Origin of the sequence: Paenirhodobacter sp. CAU 1674 (genome assembly GCF_029222945.1) — a bacterium.
Taxonomy (GTDB): domain Bacteria; phylum Pseudomonadota; class Alphaproteobacteria; order Rhodobacterales; family Rhodobacteraceae; genus Rhodobacter.
In genome coordinates this window covers 1-16,909 of record NZ_JARHUH010000013.1, presented here as the reverse complement: position 1 = coordinate 16,909, position 16,909 = coordinate 1, and the positions used below count along the sequence as shown (strand labels likewise).

The window sequence follows — 16,909 nt, the reverse complement described above, 5'->3', positions numbered from 1 at the left end:
ACGATATCGCGGGACCAAGGATCTGCAAATGGAGATCACAGCAAAACGGCGGCGGGATCGGAAAATCCCGCCGCCGTGGTAAGCGAAGCACAGATCAGTAGCGGTAATGCTCGGGCTTGAAGGGGCCTTCGACCGTCACGCCGATATAGGCGGCCTGATCCGGGCGCAGCGTGGTCAGCTTGACGCCGATCTTCTTCAGATGCAGGCGCGCCACTTTCTCGTCCAGATGCTTGGGCAGGATATAGACGCCGGGCTGGTACTCCTCGCCCTTGGTCCACAGCTCCATCTGCGCCAGCACCTGGTTGGTGAAGCTGGCCGACATCACGAAGCTCGGGTGACCGGTGGCATTGCCCAGGTTCAGAAGCCGGCCTTCGGACAGCAGGATGATCCGCGCGCCCGAGGGCATCTCGATCATGTCCACCTGATCCTTGACGTTGGTCCATTTGTGGTTCTTCAGCGCGGCGACCTGAATTTCATTGTCGAAATGGCCGATGTTGCCGACGATCGCCATGTCCTTCATCTCGCGCATATGCTCGATGCGGATCACGTCCTTGTTGCCGGTCGTGGTGATGAAGATGTCGGCATCCGCCACCACATCTTCCAGCACGACAACCTCGAACCCGTCCATCGCGGCCTGCAGCGCGCAGATCGGATCGACTTCGGTCACCTTCACGCGCGCACCGGCACCGCGCAAGCTGGCGGCCGAGCCCTTGCCCACATCGCCATAGCCGCAGACCACGGCGACCTTGCCCGCCATCATCACATCGGTCGCGCGGCGGATGCCGTCGACCAGCGATTCCTTGCAGCCGTATTTGTTGTCGAATTTCGACTTGGTGACGCTGTCGTTCACGTTGATCGCCGGGAAGGGCAGCAGGCCCTTCTTGTGCAGGTCATACAGGCGATGCACGCCGGTCGTGGTTTCCTCGGACACACCCTTGATCGCGGCACGCTGCGCCGTGAACCAGCCCGGGCTGGCCGCCAGACGCTTCTTGATCTGGTTGAACAGGCAGACCTCTTCTTCCGAGGTCGGCACTTCGATCAGATCGGTTTCGCCCGCCTCGACCCGCGCGCCCAGCAGGATATAGAGCGTCGCATCCCCGCCATCGTCGAGGATCATGTTGCAGGTGCCTTCCTCGAACTGGAAGATCTTGTCGGTATAGGTCCAGTATTCTTCCAGCGTTTCGCCCTTGATCGCGAAAACCGGGGTGCCGCCCGCCGCGATCGCCGCCGCCGCATGATCCTGGGTCGAGAAGATGTTGCACGACGCCCAGCGCACATCCGCGCCCAGCGCCTTGAGCGTCTCGATCAGCACGGCGGTCTGGATCGTCATATGCAGCGAACCCGCGATCCGCGCACCTTTCAGCGGCTGCGCCGCGCCGAATTCCTCGCGCAGCGCCATCAGGCCCGGCATTTCGGTTTCGGCAATGTCGAGTTCTTTGCGCCCATAGGCGGCAAGCGCGATGTCCTTGACGATGTAATCGGCCATAATGCGGCTCCCCAATACTCAGTTGGGGCTCCTTACCATTCCATCTCTTAATGGACAATGACGCGATCCGGGGCGCGGAAAGGGGCTGTGGCCACTACTAGGGATCAGCTGCTGGCCGCACCGGTCACGGTTTCCAGCATTGCGACGGGGTCGCTGGTCGGGGTCCAGTCGACGCCCGAATTGATCACGCAAGCCACACCGTCGGCACGCACATAAACCGCCGTCCAGGTGCCCATCACTTCCGAGGCCCACAGCTCGACATGGCGGTGATCGTCCATCGGCGCCTGCGTCACCGGATGTTCGCCGAAATCATGCGCCAGGGTCGTCAGCAATTCGGGGCGATGGTCGCAATAGGGCACGTTGACCGCCTGCGCCTCGCCGATCTCGGTGATCGTATCGAAAACCGACAGATCGCCATACAGCGGAGCGCCGCCCATATCGTCCATCGGGCGCCCATAGGCCGCAAAATCGCCCACGCTTGCGGTTTGCATCTGCGCGGCGGGCGCCGCATTGTCACCGGCGCCAACCCCGGTGGTGGCCGCCATCACCGAAACGGCCACAGAAGCCATGGCGGCGGTTGCAAAGGTAGCAAGGGTCAGCGATTTCGGGTGCATGGATCAGCCCTCTTCGTTGGATGCGTTCAAGCAGACAACGCAATCCGCGCCGATATGGTTCCCTGCGGTTTACAGCCCCGCCCCCAGAGGCTAGCTCTGGGGCGCTGAACGGACCCGGTCTGGAGGGGTGATGACGAAACGCGCGTGGCAGCGGATGCTTTCGGGGCGCAGGCTGGATCTGCTGGACCCGACACCGATGGACATAGAGATCGAGGACATTGCCCACGGGCTGGCTTTCGTCGCGCGCTGGAACGGTCAGACGCTGGGCGACTGGCCCTATTCGGTGGCCGAGCATTCAATTCTGGTCGAACAGATCTTCAGCCGCCAGAACCCCGGGATCGGTGCGCGCTGGCAACTGGCCGCGCTGCTGCACGATGCGCCCGAATATGTGCTGGGCGACATGATCAGCCCGGTGAAAGCGACGATCGGCCCCGGCTATGGCGAACTGGACGCCCGCCTGACGGCCGCCGTCCATCTGCGCTTCGGCTTGCCCGCCACGCTGCCGGCGCCGATCAAGAAAGCAATCAAGGCGGCAGACATCATCTCGGCCCGGCTGGAGGCCGAGCAGATCGCGGGATTTTCAACGAAAGAAGCGGATAAGCTGTTTGGCCGCCCCGATCCGGGGGTGATCCGGGGGCTGACGATCCGCCTGCGCCCCCCGGCCGAGGTCCGCGCGGATTACACCGCGCGCCACCACACCTTGCTTGCCGCGATCAGCGGCTGAACTTGTATTCGCCCTTTTTCGGTGCGCGCGGGGCATAGCCGCCCATCGCAAGGGTCAACACATCACCAAGCATACGGAACATTTTCAATCTCCAACATCACTGTTCTGTTTCCTATTTGCGTTGACTCGCGCCATTTTGCGAGTCAGGAATTTTACCGTGAATGTTAGGAAAACTAACAGATGAGTGAAATCGACTGGCGCAAGATGCCGCCCCTGACGGCGCTGCGGGCCTTTGCGGCGACCGCCCGCGCAGGCGGGTTCAGCGCCGCTGCGCGCGGGCTGAATGTGACGCATGCCGCCGTGGCCCAGCAGGTCCGCGCGCTGGAGGCGGATCTGGGCACCGAACTGGTCTGGCGCGAGGGCCGCAGCCTGCACCTGACGCCCGAAGGCGAACGGCTGGCCGCTGTGCTGACCGACAGTTTCACGATGATCCAGACCGCGGTCGAAGGCCTGCGCGCGCACAAGACGGAACGCCCGCTGACCGTGACCCTGCCGCCCGCTTTCGCCGCCGAGTGGCTAATGCCGCGATTGGCCCGGTTCTGGAAGAAACACCCCGATGTGGCGCTCTCGCTGCTGCCTGAACCGCGCACGGTCGATCTGCGCGAGGTCGGGGCCAGCCTTGGCATCCGGTTCGGCAGTGGCGGCTGGAGCGGCGTGCATTCCGAATTTCTGACCGCTGCGCCACAGGTCGTTGTGGCCGCGCCGGAACTGCTGGGCGGGCGCACGAAACTGTCGCTGCGCGAAATGTCGATGCTGCCCTGGATTCGCGAAGGCGACTGGCCCGAGCAGATGCAACTGCTGGAATCCATCGGCCTGAAACCCGCCGCGCTGAAATTCACCGATTTCCCGAACGAAGAACTGGCCCTGTCCGCTGCGCGCGAAGGCATCGGTCTGCATCTGGAGACAGAGGCCCTGATCGAAGAGGATCTGAAACTCGGCTGGCTGGTGAAGATCCACGAGTTGAACACCGAAAACCTGGGCTATTATGTCGTCTGGCCACCGGGCCCGATGAGCGCTGCGGCGAAGACCTTCGTCGACTGGCTGAAATCCGAAACCTGAGCAACACAACCGCGGCACCCCTTGATTGATCGGGGGAACAGGGCCTATCTCGGGACAGGACACGACGGAAACGATGCTCCACGGGGCGGAAAGTGGGCAAATGCGCAATGCGGCATTGATGTTGGGCATAATTGGCGGGCTGATCGCCATGCTCGTCGGGTTTTTCAGCTATGGCTACACCGAAGTGGTCAACACCCATGCAGAGGTCGGCGAGATCTTCGGACAAGTCGACAATGCGCAACTGATCCGCACGGCGAGCTTTCTGGCCCCGTTGCTGGCGATTGCCGGGGGCGCCATGGCCAAGGTCCGCGCACTTTGGGGCGGGGTCTTGATGATCTTGTCCGCAGGCCTGATCTATGTCGCCTTCGGCTTCGGCGTCTTTACGATGTTTCCGATCGGGTTTTGCCTGTTGGGTGGCGTGCTGGCGATCGCGGCCGGAAAACCGGACGAGCCGAAAGCGCATTTCTGAGGCATGATCCGGCGCCCATGCGGGCACCTATTACCTCTCCAATCCGGTGATCTTCATGACCGTCGGCATAAAGGCAATCGTAACGCCCGCCAGATCTCAGCTGCCTGACAGAAGCGGTGCGACGGCCGCGCGGATCGCAGACGATTCCGGCTTGGTCAGCGCGCCCCAGGTCGCCACCACCTGACCTTCGCCATCCAGCAGGACCTTGTTGAAGTTCCACATCGGCACAAAGCCCTGCGTTTCGCGCAGCCACTGATAGAACGGATGCGCCTGCGCGCCCCGCACATGGGTGATGTCGGTCATCGGCAGGGTGATGCCATAGGTCAGCGCACAGAATTCCTTGACCTTGGCGGCGCTGTCGTATTCCTGCGCGAAATCGTTCGACGGAACCGCCAGCACCACCAACCCTTTGGGCCCCAGGGTTTCGTGCAGGTCCTGCAAGCCTTCCAGTTGCGGCGTGAACCCGCACATCGAGGCGGTGTTCACCACCAGCACCGGCCGCCCGCGCCAGTCCGCCGTGTCCAGCGTGCCACCGTCGATCGACTCGAAGATGAAGCCCGGCGCGGCCTCCTGCGCGCTTAGGGCGCCCGCGAGCGTCGCCCACACCGTTACCGCCGCGATCATCAAGCCTTTCAAACCCATCACGAAACCTTTCTTTTCCAAACCACCAAAGCCACCAGCGCAAAGATGCCAAAGCCCGCAAGCCCGACCACGGGAACATTTGCCGGGCTCAAATTGGCGACGATCACCCCCATCAACGCCCAACCGACCCCGAATGCATAGCTGAGTGCGCCCGGGCGTTGCCATTGCACCGCAAGCGCCACGATCAGGATCAACGCCAACAGGACCAGCGCCGCCGCCTGCGCCGACAGCACACCATAGCCCCCCAGCACGACCGCTATCGCCACGCCCGTCGCCGCCGTCAGCCACCCGGCATAGAGCCCGACCGGCCCCGCGGCCCAGATGCCATCGGGGGCGCGCAGAAGTGCCGCAATCGCCCCCGCCGCCATGAAGATGATCATCACGGTGGCGGCCAGCGGCTGCAGATTTGCAACCGTGATCCAGAACACCCCGATCAGAAGGCTGGCCGCCAGCGGCGCGCGCATCGCTTGCCAGCGCGGATCGTGCCGCGCGCGCATGACCCCATAAACCGCGCCGGCCGCCAGCCACAGATAGATCACCCCCCAGATCGAGAACGCCCAACCGACCGGCTGCACCGGCCAACTGTCCTGCACCACCGGAAACTGGCCGGGGGTAAAGCCGTTGAAGCCATTGCTTGCCAGCGGCGACAGCGCGAAGGCCACTGTCAGGATCAGCACCAGCGGTGCCAGCAGGGGGCGGATCATCGGGCGAACCTCCGGGTCAGGGGCAGCGCCGGGCCGCAGGGCAAGGCGCGCACCGGTTTCAGCGGCCAGGTCAGACGGCGCGGGGCACGGATGCAAACCCCCGTCCGCGAACGTGAAATCCTGCTGCCGATCACGGCGATATTCAATCCCTCGGTTGTCACCTGTGCCTCGCTCTGCCATTGTTACTGTGGAAGAGACGTTGCAACCGCACAAAAGGTTGCATACGCGCCAGAAAAATCCCGCGAAGAGGCGTCGAAAGGTCAGATGGCAGTCCAGACGGAAGAGGTTGCAGCCCTGCTGGCCCGGATTGCCCTGAAGGACCGGGCGGCCTTTGCCGCGCTCTATTCCGCGCTGTCCCCGAAACTTTTTGCGATCTGCATGCGTCTTCTGAAGGACCGCCGAGAGGCCGAAGACGCGCTGCAGGAGGTTTTCGTGAAGATCTGGAACAACGCCGATCGCTATCTTCCCGACGTCGCCAGCCCCACGGCCTGGATGAACGCGGTCGCGCGCAACCACGCGATCGACCGGCTGCGGGCACGGCGCACGGCCGCCGTCGGGCTGGAGGCCGCGGACGCCGTGCCAGACCCGACGCCGGGCCCCGAGGCCGCGGCGATCACCCGCTCCGAAGGACGCCGGATCGAAACCTGCCTGGAAACGCTGGAACCCGCCCGTGCCGAAGCCGTGCGCCGCGCCTATGTCGAGGGTGACAGCTATCAGGAACTGGCCGAGCGATTCGCCGTGCCGCTGAACACGATGCGCAGCTGGCTGCGGCGCAGCCTGCTCCAACTCCGGGAGTGCCTGTCGCCATGACCGACCCGCGCAACCCCTTGACCGAAGACGACATCGCCCTGGCCGGCGAATATGTGCTGGGCACGCTGGATCTGGCCACACGGCAGGACGTGACGCGCCGCATTCACCGCGATGCCGATTTCGCCCGCGAAGTGGCCCGCTGGGAAGCCCGCTTCGACCCGCTCGCCGAAGAGGTGCGCCCGATCGCGCCGCCCGCCCGGGTCTGGGCGGATGTGGAGCGGCGGCTGTTCGGAATGCCTGCGCGCAAGGCGTCACTCTGGGGCTGGTTCGCCGGGGCTTCGGGGCTTGCCACCGCCATGCTGGCCGCGGTGCTGTGGCTTGGTCAGCCGATGCCGCCCGCGCCTGGCCCGCTGTGGATTTCCGACATGGTGTCCGAAGATGGCAGCGTGCGCCTGGCCGCGCTGTATGACGAGGCCTCGGGCGAGATGCGCGTGTCGATGGGCGGCGCGGCCCCCGCCGAAGGGCGCGATTTCGAACTTTGGCTCATTCAGGGCGATGGCGCGCCAATTTCGCTGGGCGTGATGCCGCATCAGGGGCAGGCGGCAATGCCGATCCCCGCGGAACTGACCGCGCTGGTCGCCAATGCGACGCTGGCGATCACCGATGAACCCGCGGGTGGGTCGCCGACCGGCGTTGCTACCGGGCCGCTGGTGGCCGCAGCCGCCCTGCGCCGGATCTGAGCCCCCCTCAGACCCGGTGATAGGGCGTGCCCGCCAGGATCTGCCCCGCGCGATAGATCTGTTCGGCCAGCATCACCCGCACCAGCATATGCGGCCAGACCATCTTGCCAAACGAGATCGAGAAATCCGCCTTCGCGCGCAGGGCGGGCGCGATACCATCCGCACCGCCGATCACGAAGGCCACGTCGCGGCCGCCATCGCGCCAACCGGCCAGCTTTTCGGCGAATTCAGGCGAGGACAGCAACGCCCCGCGTTCGTCCAGCGTGACCATGACGGCCCCCGCAGGCAGCGCGCGTTCCAGCAGCGCGGCCTCTGCCTCCATGCCGAGGTTCTTCTTGTCCTCGACCTCGACGACGAAGGCCGGCCCGAGCCCGAACGCCCGACCGGCCTTGCCAAACCGTTCCAGATAATCCTCGATCAGGGTCAGTTCGGGGCTTTTGCGCAACCGCCCCACCGCCGCAATCGTGACCTTCATGTCGGATCAGACGGGACCGCCCGCAGGCATCCACATCTTTTCAAGCTGATAGAATTCGCGCACTTCAGGGCGGAACACATGCACGATCACATCGGCCGTGTCGATCAGCACCCAGTCGCCCTGATCCTTGCCCTCGATCTTGCACAGACGGCCGAAGCTTTCCTTCAGCCGCTCGGTCAGTTTTTCGGCGATGGCGCCGACCTGACGCGAGCTGCGCCCCGAACAGATCACCATGTAATCGGCAATCGACGAGCGCCCGCGCAGGTCGATGGTGACGATATCCTCGGCTTTGTCGTCTTCGAGAGAGGCAATGATGCGTTCCAGAATCTGGTCGCTCGACACCTCGGCACCGGCGGTCATATCGGCCGTCATGCGTGCCACCTTTGCGCCCGCATCACCGGCCGCGACTGAGAAATGAGACAGGACATTGTCCTCCTGGGGTCCACGCGCCGCATCCGCCCCGGCGCAGGGCATGGAATAAAGGTAACACCCGAGTCGTCAAATCTCAACGACCGGGTGCGGATTTCCCGTCCGGGTCTGCCAGTTCGCGCCGATTGTCAACCCCAAGGACGCGCGCGGCGCTTGCGAGACTCGGACAAACCGCTTATCTAGCGCGCCATGAGCCGAATTTTCGATATGGATGATCGTGCCCGCCTGCGCGAGCGCTTCTACGGCGAAAGCCGCTCCATCCTTGCGCGACTGTGACGCGCGGGGTGCCTTTGCGCATCCGCACCACCGCTCATCCACCCGAACAGCCATCCTTGGAAAGTGAGAGCCATGTCCGCTCCGAAGACCCTTTACGATAAAATCTGGGACGCCCACGTCGTGTCCGAAGACGCCGACGGCACCAGCCTGCTGTATATCGACCGTCACCTGGTTCACGAAGTGACCAGCCCGCAAGCCTTTGAAGGGCTGCGCATGGCGGGCCGCAAGGTGCGCGCCCCCGAAAAGACCATCGCCGTGCCGGACCACAACGTGCCGACCACGCTGGACCGCGTGTCGGGCGTGATCGCCAATGAAGAAAGCCGCATTCAGGTCGAGGCGCTCGACAAGAACGCCAAGGATTTCGGCATCAACTACTACCCCGTCAGCGACGTGCGTCAGGGCATCGTCCATATCGTCGGCCCCGAACAGGGCTGGACCCTGCCGGGCATGACCGTGGTCTGCGGCGACAGCCACACCGCGACGCATGGCGCCTTCGGCGCGCTGGCCCATGGCATCGGCACCTCGGAGGTCGAGCACGTTCTGGCCACGCAAACGCTGATCCAGAAGAAATCCAAGAACATGAAGGTGGAGATCACCGGCAAGCTGCGTCCGGGTGTCACCGCCAAGGACATCACGCTGGCGGTGATCGGCGCGACCGGCACCGCGGGCGGCACCGGCTATGTCATCGAATATTGCGGCGAAGCGATCCGCGATCTGTCGATGGAAGGCCGCATGACCGTGTGCAACATGGCCATCGAGGGCGGCGCCCGCGCCGGCCTGATCGCGCCGGACGAGAAAACCTTTGAATACGTCAAGGGCCGCCCGCACGCCCCCAAAGGCGCGCAGTTCGAGGCCGCGCTGAACTGGTGGAAAACGCTCTACACCGATGAAGGCGCGCATTTCGACAAGGTCGTCACGCTGAAGGGCGAAGAGATCGAGCCCGTGGTGACCTGGGGCACCAGCCCCGAGGACGTGCTGCCGATTTCCGGCGTCGTCCCCGCGCCCGAGGATTTCAAGGGCGGCAAGGTCGAGGCGGCGCGTCGCTCGCTCGACTACATGGGTCTGACCCCCGGCCAAAAGCTGACCGACATCCAGATCGACACCGTGTTCATCGGGTCCTGCACCAACGGCCGCATCGAAGACCTGCGCGCCGCGGCGGAAATCCTGAAGGGCAAGAAGATCAAGGACGGCATGCGCGCGATGGTCGTGCCCGGGTCGGGTCTGGTCCGCCTGCAGGCCGAGGAAGAAGGCATCGCCCAGATCTTCATCGACGCCGGCTTCGAATGGCGTCTGGCCGGGTGCTCGATGTGCCTGGCGATGAACCCCGACCAGCTGTCCGAGGGTGAGCGCTGCGCCTCGACCTCGAACCGCAACTTCGAGGGGCGCCAGGGCTATAAGGGCCGCACCCACCTGGTCAGCCCCGCGATGGCGGCCGCCGCGGCGATCACCGGTCACCTGACCGATGTCCGTGAAATGATGTAAGGAGCCAACGACAATGGAAAAGTTCACCAAAGTGACGGGCATCGCCGCCCCCATGCCGCTGGTCAACATCGACACCGACATGATCATTCCCAAGGTCTTCCTCAAGACGATCAAGCGGTCGGGCCTTGGCGTGAACCTGTTCGACGAGATGCGCTATGACCGGCAGGGCAACGAGATCCCGGATTTCGTTCTGAACAAGCCGCAATACCGCAACGCCCAGATCCTGATCGCGGGTGACAACTTCGGTTGCGGATCGTCGCGCGAGCATGCCCCCTGGGCGCTGGCCGACTTCGGGATCAAGGCGATCGTCTCGACCTCGTTCGCGGATATCTTCTTCAACAACTCGTTCAAGAACGGGATGCTGCCGATCGTGCTGCCGCAGGAACAGGTCGATCTGCTGATGAAGGATGCCGAGAAAGGCGCCAACGCGCGCATGACCGTCGATCTGGGAGCGCAAGAGATCACCACCTCGGACGGCACCGTCATCAAGTTCGACGTCGATCCGTTCAAGAAGCACTGCCTGCTGAACGGTCTGGACGACATCGGCCTGACGCTGGAGAAAGTGGCCGCCATCGACACGTTCGAGGCACAGGCCGCGCAGTCGCGTCCCTGGGTCTGAGACCGTAGTGGCGCTAAGCCTCTGATCTACAACATTTAGGGCCGCCCACTGGGCGGCCTTACTTTTGCGCTGAAATTGATGCAATCGCGCACCAGTTCCTTCCACAAAACGCCCGAAAGAAATCCCTAAGGTTAACCGAAGATTGCCAGAACGGCTGCAGATGGGCAAAAATCATGGCAGGAATGAGGCAGGCCGTCATAGTTGACGGATATAAACTGGGACAAGGCTCCGGCAACGTATCGGAACCAGCCAAGTTGAAGGATGGGGCTGTGATTGCACGCTTTACCGGAGCGTTGGCACGTGCGTTTCTGGTCGTGACACTGATCGCGACCCCGTCGCTCATGCTTCCGAGCCTGAGCGCCGATACCGCACAGATCGTGGCCCTGATCGCCCTGTGCGTCGGCGCGCTGACATTCTTTGAATACATGGCCGTCTATCCCGGACTGGTCGAATTTCGCGATGCCCCGCCGTTCAACCGCATTCGTTTCGCCTCGCTGTTTCTGACCGTCTTCCTGCTGTCGACCGTGGTGGCGGCGGGTGACGCGCCAAGCACGCTGACCCGGTTCGTCGAGGTGCTGGGCGGTTCGATGGCGCGCTCGATCGACTTGCCCTATAGTCCGGTGCGGCTTTTGGTGCTGATGCTGCCACCCGAGGCAACCCCCGAGCATGTGGTGCAGGTGCGCACAGCTGGCGGTCTGGCCTATATGATCTCTTTGATCACGCTGGGGTATTTCGTCCTGATCATGCGCATGCTCGGCTGGCCCAATGCGCAGGGCAGCTTCAACGTCTGGGTCAACCTGCCGACGTTCGAGCCGACCGCCGGTGCCGATGTGGTCGCGCGCCTGCGCCGCGATGCGCGGTTCAATGTTGCTTTGGGCTTCCTTTTGCCCTTCCTTATTCCCGCGGCCCTCAAGGCGATTTCGCTGGGCTTTGCCCCGGTGACGCTGCAAGCGCCGCACACGTTGATCTGGACGGTGACGGCATGGGCATTTCTTCCGGCAAGCCTTTTCATGCGCGGGATCGCGATGGGGAGGATTGCCAACATGATCGAAGAGAAGCGGCGCCACAGCGACATCTCCGACTTCGCACCGGCCTGATCGCGGCGCTGATCTGCGCCGCAAGCTCTGCCAGTGCCGAGACCCTGCGCATGGCCACCTGGAATCCAGAACTGACCCGCCAGGGCCCCGGCCTGCTGTGGCGCGATCTGCAATCGGGCAAGGATGCGCAGATCGCGGCGGCGGTTCAGGTGATCGCGCAGGCCGATCCCGATATTTTGCTGCTGACCGGCTTCGACTGGGACTATGAGGGCCGCGCCCTGCGGGCTTTCGAGGCGCAGCTCGCAACGGCAGGCGCGGGCTATCCCTATCTGTTCGCATCGCGCCCCAATACGGGCATGGCGACCGGGCAAGACATGGACGGCAACGGGCGCACCGGAGAACCGCGCGACGCCCAGGGCTATGGCCGGTTCAGCGGCGCAGACGGCATGGCGGTGCTGTCGCGCTATCCGCTGCTGGCCGACGAGGCACGCGATTTCTCGGCGATGCTGTGGCGCGATCTGCCCGATGCGTTGATCGCGGGCGCGGACCTGTCGCCTTGGGCCGAGGCGGCGCAGCGCCTGTCCACCACCGCGCATTGGGATCTGCCGGTTCTGCTGCCCGACGGTCAACGCCTGCATCTGTGGACCTGGGCCGCGACGCCGCCCGTGTTCGACGGGCCCGAAGACCGTAACGGGCGGCGTAACCATGACGAAGCAGCGCTCTGGCTGCGCTATCTGGAAGGGCGCCTGTCCCGGCATCCGGCAGCGGGGCCCTTCGTGCTGCTGGGCAATGCCAATCTGGACCCGGTCGATGGCGAGGGCCGGTCGGAAGCGCTGGTCGCCCTGTTGACGCATCCGCGGCTGCAAGACCCACGCCCCGCCAGCGCGGGCGGGCGCGCCGCCGCCGATCCGGGCCATCAGGGCGACCCTGCGCTTGATACCGCCGATTACGATGATCCGCCCGGCAATCTGCGCGTCGATTATGTGCTGCCTTCGCGCGATCTGGCGGTCGCCGACGCTGGCGTCGTCTGGCCTGCGGACCCGGGCACCGCCGCCGCATCGCGTCACCACCTTGTCTGGGTCGATATTACCCTGCCCTGAGCGCCGCCACGCTTGACCCTGCGGCCCCCATTGGATAGGCCCCTTTCAACCCATATTCGTTGGAGAAAACGCATGGCCAACCCCTCTATCCTCATCCTTCCCGGCGACGGCATCGGCCCCGAAGTCATGGCCGAGGTGAAGAAGATCATCACCTGGTTTGGCGACAAGCGCGGGCTGGCGTTCGACGTGAGCGAAGACCTTGTGGGCGGTGCCGCCTATGACGTGCATGGCGTGCCGCTGGCCGATGAAACGATGGCCAAGGCGCAAGAGGCCGACGCCGTTCTGCTGGGCGCCGTGGGCGGGCCGAAATACGACGTGCTGGATTTCAGCGTGAAGCCCGAGCGCGGCCTGCTGCGCCTGCGCAAGGAAATGGACCTGTTCGCCAACCTGCGCCCCGCGCAGTGCTTTGACGCACTGGCCGACTTCTCGTCGCTGAAGAAGGATGTGGTCGCCGGTCTCGACATTATGATCGTGCGCGAACTGACCTCGGGCGTCTATTTCGGAGAACCGCGCGGGATCTTCGAAGAAAACGGCGAGCGTGTGGGCATCAACACCCAGCGGTATACCGAAAGCGAAATCGAACGCGTCGCCCGCTCGGCCTTCGAGCTGGCGAAACGCCGCAACAACAAGGTCTGCTCGATGGAGAAGGCCAACGTCATGGAATCGGGCATTCTGTGGCGCGAGGTCGTGCAGCGCATCCATGACGCGGAATACCCCGAGGTCGAACTGTCGCACATGTATGCCGACAACGGCGCAATGCAGCTGGTGCGCTGGCCCAAGCAGTTCGACGTGATCGTGACCGACAACCTGTTCGGCGACATCCTGTCGGATTGCGCGGCGATGCTGACCGGCTCGCTGGGCATGCTGCCCTCGGCCTCGCTTGGGGCACCGATGGAGAACGGTCGCCCGAAAGCGATGTACGAGCCCGTGCACGGTTCGGCCCCCGACATCGCGGGTCAGGGCAAGGCCAACCCGATCGCCTGCATCCTGAGCTTCGCCATGGCGCTGCGCTACAGCTTCGATCAGGGCGACGAGGCCACCCGGCTGGAAAGCGCGATCGAGAAGGTGCTGTCGGACGGCGTGCGCACTGCCGATCTGATGGGCCCCGAAGGCGGCACCCCGGTCTCGACCGCGCAGATGGGTGACAAGATCATCGCGGCGCTCGACGCGAGCCTGTGATCTGCCCGCGGCGCGCCCCTCGGGCGTAAGCTTTGTGCAAATAGTTGAAACGGCGCGGATCTTTGCCGCGCCGTTTTGTTTTGGCTTGTTGGCCCACCACCCCGCCCCATATGTTGGCGGTAACGGAGGCGCCCATGTCGCATCGGAATTCGAACATCAAGGGCGCGCTCTATGCGCTGCTGGCAATGGCGATCTATGCCTCGCACGACGCCGTGGTGAAGGGGCTGGGCGATACCTATTCGCCGATCCAGATCGTCTTCATGGCGTCGTTGCTCAGCTTCCCGGCGATTTCGCTGATCCTTCTGAACGACCACCACGAGGGCAACCTGCGCCCGGTTCATCCCTGGTGGGTCATCGCCCGCTCGGCCGCGACGGTCGCCAGCGGGGTTCTGGCGTTTTTCGCCTTCGTCAACCTGCCGCTGGCGCAGGTCTATCCGATCCTGTTTGCCACACCGCTGTTCATCACGGTCCTGGCAATCCCGGTTCTGGGCGAGAAGGTCGGCCTGCATCGCTGGGCCGCCGTGCTGCTGGGGCTGATCGGTGTTCTGATCGTGGTACGCCCCGGACAGGCCGCTCTGGGGCTGGGACATCTGGCGGCGCTGGCCTCGGCGGGCACGGGGGCCTTTGCCGCCATTGCCGTGCGCAAGATCGGCCATAAGGAACGCTCTGTGGTGCTGTTGCTGGCGCCACTCCTGGGCAATTTCCTGGCAATGGGGGCCGCCCTGCCCTTCGTCTGGCAACCGCTGCAACTGGTCGACCTAGGCCTGCTGGGTGTCGTTGCGGGCTTTGGCCTGATCGCATCCTTCCTGATGATTCTGGCTTACCGCGCAGGCGAGGCCGCGATCATCGCGCCCATGCAATATTCGCAGATCCTGTGGGCGGTGTTCTACGGTCGGGTGCTGTTCGGCGAAACGCTCGACGCCCCGACCCTGCTGGGTGCGGCACTGGTGATCGCCTCAGGCATGTATATCGTGTTCCGCGAAAGCCGCGGGGATGTCTCGCAAAATACCCCGGTTTTGCGCACCCGCGGCCGGGTAGAGATGGCCACCTCTCCCCGGTCGTCACTGTTGCAACGCACCTTGAACCTGAGCATGCGGCGCGTGACGGAAAATTCAGATAACCCCTTGCAAAAGCCGCGGTGACCCGGTAACTCCGCGCTCACGGTCGGAGCGTAGCGCAGCCTGGTAGCGCACCTGCTTCGGGAGCAGGGGGTCGGAGGTTCGAATCCTCTCGCTCCGACCAATTATCCCGTTGTGGAATGCCACGGTAGTATTCCTTTTTTGCCACTAAGCTTCCTGTGGCAGGCGACAATCCGAACAAGCGAACTACCGCATTAGGTGTTGGGCCCCTGCCCCTGAAATTCATAGGTGTTGACCAGCGTTCGAAAATGGCGGAGGTTGGGTATGGCCTAACTCGCAGGCCGGTGTGCCCGCCACGCGAAGCTTTGCAGCGATCCTGACTTCGAACAGCAGACTTCATGCCAATGGCGGGTCTGATTAGCAGCGGGCACCTAGTCGGATCCAGTTTGGACATGGATCATGACAAAGAACGATAAGCTAAAAACGTTGAAAACTCTGGCGAAGCGCTATGCGAGGGCGACGGCTCAGCCGCAGCACTTGGCACTCGACTTCGTTGCCAATCGATTGGGCTTTCCCCATTGGAATGCTTTGGCGGGGAGCGCCAAAGGAGAGTGGGCTCCCTCCGAAGCACAAGTCGCCACTATCAAGGCCTTCGTGGAACGGATCACGACCCACGAGGGCACGACCTTTGACCATATCTTCGGGGGGCCCGAATCCATCACGCGAGGAGAGGTGAAGGGGCATTCGTATGAGCTGAAAACAATGCTTGGCGACGTTAGCATGGAAGGTGATGGGTGGCGAATAGTGCTGCCAGAAAACCCTTTGGCTGCACCTCGTGTCGAGATCGACATTAGTCACGCGCAGAACAGCCCGATGAACGATCGAGCGCTGCTAGCTGAGGCAGTCCAAACTGCCAAGGCCTTGATGCAGAGCGTGAAGGCGCAACGATTTTCCGATTGGCCACGACGCGCCACGAAACCCGATGCAGAGGGAAAAGTGCGCCATCCATTCTTGGAGATGGAGGAATCAAGCCTCTGGTACTGCCTGCACTGCGACGCAGAAATCACCGGCCCACAAATCGCCAGAAACCATTGGCATTGCCCCGGCTGCGGCGCATCCCCGATCAACATTTTTCCAGAAGCTTTCTGGCTGGGGCCAAACGAGCAAAGGCCAGTGCCGGTCCAGGCCCGCAGCGAAAGGCCAGCGATTGAGCCGATCGTCTCTATCGTCGATCCACGGCCAAGACTTGATCTGAACAAGGACCAGGTGACGCATTTGATCCGGGCAGCCCTCTTCGAGGATGCGACCAACGCCAGTGAGCGCATGGGAGCGAGTCTGGCGGAAATCTGGGTGGATGACGATCTCGACGTGCTTGTTTCCTTCGAGGATCACTACTGGCCTGAAGAAAAGGAGCCGATCTCTGCAATTGAACTGGCTGCACTGCTTGGGATCGAGATTGAGCTTGAGGTTTCTTGGACGGATCCGCTGTTCGCATGGCCCGGCTTGGGCACCGTGACCCAAAGCACGGTCGAATACACGCGCATGATGCTTGATGCCTATCGCAATCACGGCATCGTAGAAGAAATGGATGGAAGCTGATAGCTCCGCATTCTGCGCAGCTTTGTCAACTAACTCGCCGGGCACTGGCAAGCGAGAGACGCCTTCAGCCCGGCGGGCCTCGCCGTCGAGTTTGAGGGGGTAATCCCCCCCGAAAGTAAGGGGCTGCATAAGTAGAATTTTCTCGGCAAGATGGACGAGGAGATTTCGAATGAAGACAAGCAGATACACTGAGGCGCAGATCATCGCTATCCTGCGGCAAGCCGAAGGCGGTGTGCCGGTGGCCGAGCTGTGCCGTGAGCATGGGATGAGCACCGCCGCGTTTTACAAATGGCGGGCGAAGTATGGCGGCATGGATGCGTCCCTGTGAACGGCGGAGCAATACTCGGCCACGGTAGCGGCGCCGTTGTGGTGTCGCGGGCGGCGTAAAAGTCGTCCACTTTTGCCCTTTCCGAGAGGGGAGGGTTGGGGGATTTACACCGTGGATT

18 protein-coding genes, 1 tRNA gene and 1 pseudogene are annotated in these 16,909 nt (G+C 63.4%); 14 read left to right on the top strand and 6 right to left on the bottom strand.

Annotated elements, in window-relative coordinates; translation table 11 throughout:
- Positions 1–94: 94 nt before the first annotated feature.
- A complete protein-coding gene (gene ahcY, locus P2G62_RS16045; protein WP_275735895.1) occupies positions 95–1,486 on the bottom strand; it encodes an adenosylhomocysteinase in 1,392 nt (463 codons plus the stop codon).
- Positions 1,487–1,590: 104 nt separating this feature from the next.
- Positions 1,591–2,100, bottom strand: coding sequence for a hypothetical protein (locus P2G62_RS16040; protein WP_275735894.1), 510 nt, complete (start codon positions 2,098–2,100; stop codon positions 1,591–1,593).
- A 130-nt stretch (positions 2,101–2,230) separates the two neighbouring features.
- Between P2G62_RS16040 and P2G62_RS16035 the strand changes: the two genes are divergently transcribed.
- From P2G62_RS16035 to P2G62_RS16025, 3 genes are all read left to right on the top strand, one after another.
- Positions 2,231–2,824 (top strand): HD family hydrolase, encoded by a 594-nt coding sequence (locus P2G62_RS16035; RefSeq protein ID WP_275735893.1) that lies wholly within the window; start codon positions 2,231–2,233, stop codon positions 2,822–2,824.
- Positions 2,825–3,004: 180 nt separating this feature from the next.
- Positions 3,005–3,883, top strand: a complete 879-nt coding sequence (locus P2G62_RS16030) for a LysR family transcriptional regulator (protein ID WP_275735892.1) — start codon at positions 3,005–3,007, stop codon at positions 3,881–3,883.
- A 100-nt stretch (positions 3,884–3,983) separates the two neighbouring features.
- Positions 3,984–4,352: a hypothetical protein gene (locus P2G62_RS16025; RefSeq protein ID WP_275735891.1), complete on the top strand. Its 369-nt coding sequence runs from the start codon at positions 3,984–3,986 to the stop codon at positions 4,350–4,352.
- A 96-nt stretch (positions 4,353–4,448) separates the two neighbouring features.
- Here the strand turns inward: P2G62_RS16025 and P2G62_RS16020 are convergent, their stop codons facing one another.
- Together P2G62_RS16020 and P2G62_RS16015 are read right to left on the bottom strand one after the other, a co-directional pair.
- Positions 4,449–4,994 carry a glutathione peroxidase gene (locus P2G62_RS16020; protein ID WP_275735928.1) on the bottom strand — a complete coding sequence of 182 codons (546 nt, stop codon included), beginning with the start codon at positions 4,992–4,994 and terminating at the stop codon, positions 4,449–4,451.
- Positions 4,994–5,698, bottom strand: coding sequence for a hypothetical protein (locus P2G62_RS16015; protein ID WP_345799278.1), 705 nt, complete (start codon positions 5,696–5,698; stop codon positions 4,994–4,996). The genes P2G62_RS16020 and P2G62_RS16015 overlap by 1 nt, the downstream gene beginning before the upstream one ends.
- A gap of 264 nt (positions 5,699–5,962) precedes the next feature.
- On the opposite strand from P2G62_RS16015, the gene P2G62_RS16010 reads away from it, so the two are divergent.
- Positions 5,963–6,508: a sigma-70 family RNA polymerase sigma factor gene (locus tag P2G62_RS16010; RefSeq protein ID WP_275735890.1), complete on the top strand. Its 546-nt coding sequence runs from the start codon at positions 5,963–5,965 to the stop codon at positions 6,506–6,508.
- A complete protein-coding gene (locus tag P2G62_RS16005; protein ID WP_275735889.1) occupies positions 6,505–7,188 on the top strand; it encodes an anti-sigma factor in 684 nt (227 codons plus the stop codon). Before P2G62_RS16010 ends, P2G62_RS16005 begins: the two co-directional genes overlap by 4 nt.
- Before the next feature lie 7 nt (positions 7,189–7,195).
- Here P2G62_RS16005 and rlmH read toward each other — a convergent pair whose 3' ends face one another.
- Positions 7,196–7,663, bottom strand: a complete 468-nt coding sequence (gene rlmH / locus P2G62_RS16000; RefSeq protein WP_275735888.1) for a 23S rRNA (pseudouridine(1915)-N(3))-methyltransferase RlmH — start codon at positions 7,661–7,663, stop codon at positions 7,196–7,198.
- A 6-nt stretch (positions 7,664–7,669) separates the two neighbouring features.
- Complete coding sequence (gene rsfS / locus P2G62_RS15995; RefSeq protein WP_275735887.1) at positions 7,670–8,035, bottom strand: ribosome silencing factor; 366 nt, start codon at positions 8,033–8,035, stop codon at positions 7,670–7,672.
- 405 nt (positions 8,036–8,440) lie between these two features.
- On the opposite strand from rsfS, the gene leuC reads away from it, so the two are divergent.
- The 9 genes and pseudogenes from leuC to P2G62_RS15950 form a co-directional block, all read left to right on the top strand.
- Positions 8,441–9,850: a 3-isopropylmalate dehydratase large subunit gene (gene leuC, locus P2G62_RS15990; protein WP_275735886.1), complete on the top strand. Its 1,410-nt coding sequence runs from the start codon at positions 8,441–8,443 to the stop codon at positions 9,848–9,850.
- Between the two features lie 13 nt (positions 9,851–9,863).
- Entirely contained in the window at positions 9,864–10,469 is a 606-nt protein-coding gene (leuD, locus tag P2G62_RS15985) for a 3-isopropylmalate dehydratase small subunit (protein WP_275735885.1), read from the top strand.
- 269 nt (positions 10,470–10,738) lie between these two features.
- Complete coding sequence (locus P2G62_RS15980) at positions 10,739–11,566, top strand: hypothetical protein (protein WP_275735884.1); 828 nt, start codon at positions 10,739–10,741, stop codon at positions 11,564–11,566.
- 50 nt (positions 11,567–11,616) lie between these two features.
- Positions 11,617–12,606 carry an endonuclease/exonuclease/phosphatase family protein gene (locus P2G62_RS15975; protein WP_275735883.1) on the top strand — a complete coding sequence of 330 codons (990 nt, stop codon included), beginning with the start codon at positions 11,617–11,619 and terminating at the stop codon, positions 12,604–12,606.
- Between the two features lie 72 nt (positions 12,607–12,678).
- Positions 12,679–13,785, top strand: a complete 1,107-nt coding sequence (gene leuB, locus P2G62_RS15970; protein ID WP_275735882.1) for a 3-isopropylmalate dehydrogenase — start codon at positions 12,679–12,681, stop codon at positions 13,783–13,785.
- 134 nt (positions 13,786–13,919) lie between these two features.
- A complete protein-coding gene (locus tag P2G62_RS15965) occupies positions 13,920–14,927 on the top strand; it encodes a DMT family transporter (protein WP_275735881.1) in 1,008 nt (335 codons plus the stop codon).
- Between the two features lie 23 nt (positions 14,928–14,950).
- Positions 14,951–15,027 (top strand) — tRNA-Pro (locus tag P2G62_RS15960).
- A 296-nt stretch (positions 15,028–15,323) separates the two neighbouring features.
- Complete coding sequence (locus P2G62_RS15955) at positions 15,324–16,463, top strand: hypothetical protein (protein WP_275735880.1); 1,140 nt, start codon at positions 15,324–15,326, stop codon at positions 16,461–16,463.
- Between the two features lie 169 nt (positions 16,464–16,632).
- Positions 16,633–16,788 (top strand): annotated as a pseudogene (locus P2G62_RS15950) (transposase); the annotation flags it as partial.
- Between the last annotated feature and the right edge of the window lie 121 nt (positions 16,789–16,909).

Bases quoted from the DNA above. Each gene is read 5' to 3' on its own strand.
- leuC (WP_275735886.1), top strand. From the start codon at position 8,441: ATGTCCGCTCCGAAGACCCTTTACGATAAAATCTGGGACGCCCACGTC.
- P2G62_RS16020 (WP_275735928.1), bottom strand. From the start codon at position 4,994: ATGGGTTTGAAAGGCTTGATGATCGCGGCGGTAACGGTGTGGGCGACG.
- P2G62_RS16040 (WP_275735894.1), bottom strand. From the start codon at position 2,100: ATGCACCCGAAATCGCTGACCCTTGCTACCTTTGCAACCGCCGCCATG.
- P2G62_RS16030 (WP_275735892.1), top strand. From the start codon at position 3,005: ATGAGTGAAATCGACTGGCGCAAGATGCCGCCCCTGACGGCGCTGCGG.
- ahcY (WP_275735895.1), bottom strand. From the start codon at position 1,486: ATGGCCGATTACATCGTCAAGGACATCGCGCTTGCCGCCTATGGGCGC.
- P2G62_RS16015 (WP_345799278.1), bottom strand. From the start codon at position 5,698: ATGATCCGCCCCCTGCTGGCACCGCTGGTGCTGATCCTGACAGTGGCC.
- rlmH (WP_275735888.1), bottom strand. From the start codon at position 7,663: ATGAAGGTCACGATTGCGGCGGTGGGGCGGTTGCGCAAAAGCCCCGAA.
- P2G62_RS15965 (WP_275735881.1), top strand. From the start codon at position 13,920: ATGTCGCATCGGAATTCGAACATCAAGGGCGCGCTCTATGCGCTGCTG.
- P2G62_RS16025 (WP_275735891.1), top strand. From the start codon at position 3,984: ATGCGCAATGCGGCATTGATGTTGGGCATAATTGGCGGGCTGATCGCC.
- leuD (WP_275735885.1), top strand. From the start codon at position 9,864: ATGGAAAAGTTCACCAAAGTGACGGGCATCGCCGCCCCCATGCCGCTG.
- P2G62_RS15975 (WP_275735883.1), top strand. From the start codon at position 11,617: ATGGCCACCTGGAATCCAGAACTGACCCGCCAGGGCCCCGGCCTGCTG.
- P2G62_RS16035 (WP_275735893.1), top strand. From the start codon at position 2,231: ATGACGAAACGCGCGTGGCAGCGGATGCTTTCGGGGCGCAGGCTGGAT.
- P2G62_RS16005 (WP_275735889.1), top strand. From the start codon at position 6,505: ATGACCGACCCGCGCAACCCCTTGACCGAAGACGACATCGCCCTGGCC.
- P2G62_RS16010 (WP_275735890.1), top strand. From the start codon at position 5,963: ATGGCAGTCCAGACGGAAGAGGTTGCAGCCCTGCTGGCCCGGATTGCC.
- P2G62_RS15955 (WP_275735880.1), top strand. From the start codon at position 15,324: ATGACAAAGAACGATAAGCTAAAAACGTTGAAAACTCTGGCGAAGCGC.
- rsfS (WP_275735887.1), bottom strand. From the start codon at position 8,035: ATGACGGCCGATATGACCGCCGGTGCCGAGGTGTCGAGCGACCAGATT.
- leuB (WP_275735882.1), top strand. From the start codon at position 12,679: ATGGCCAACCCCTCTATCCTCATCCTTCCCGGCGACGGCATCGGCCCC.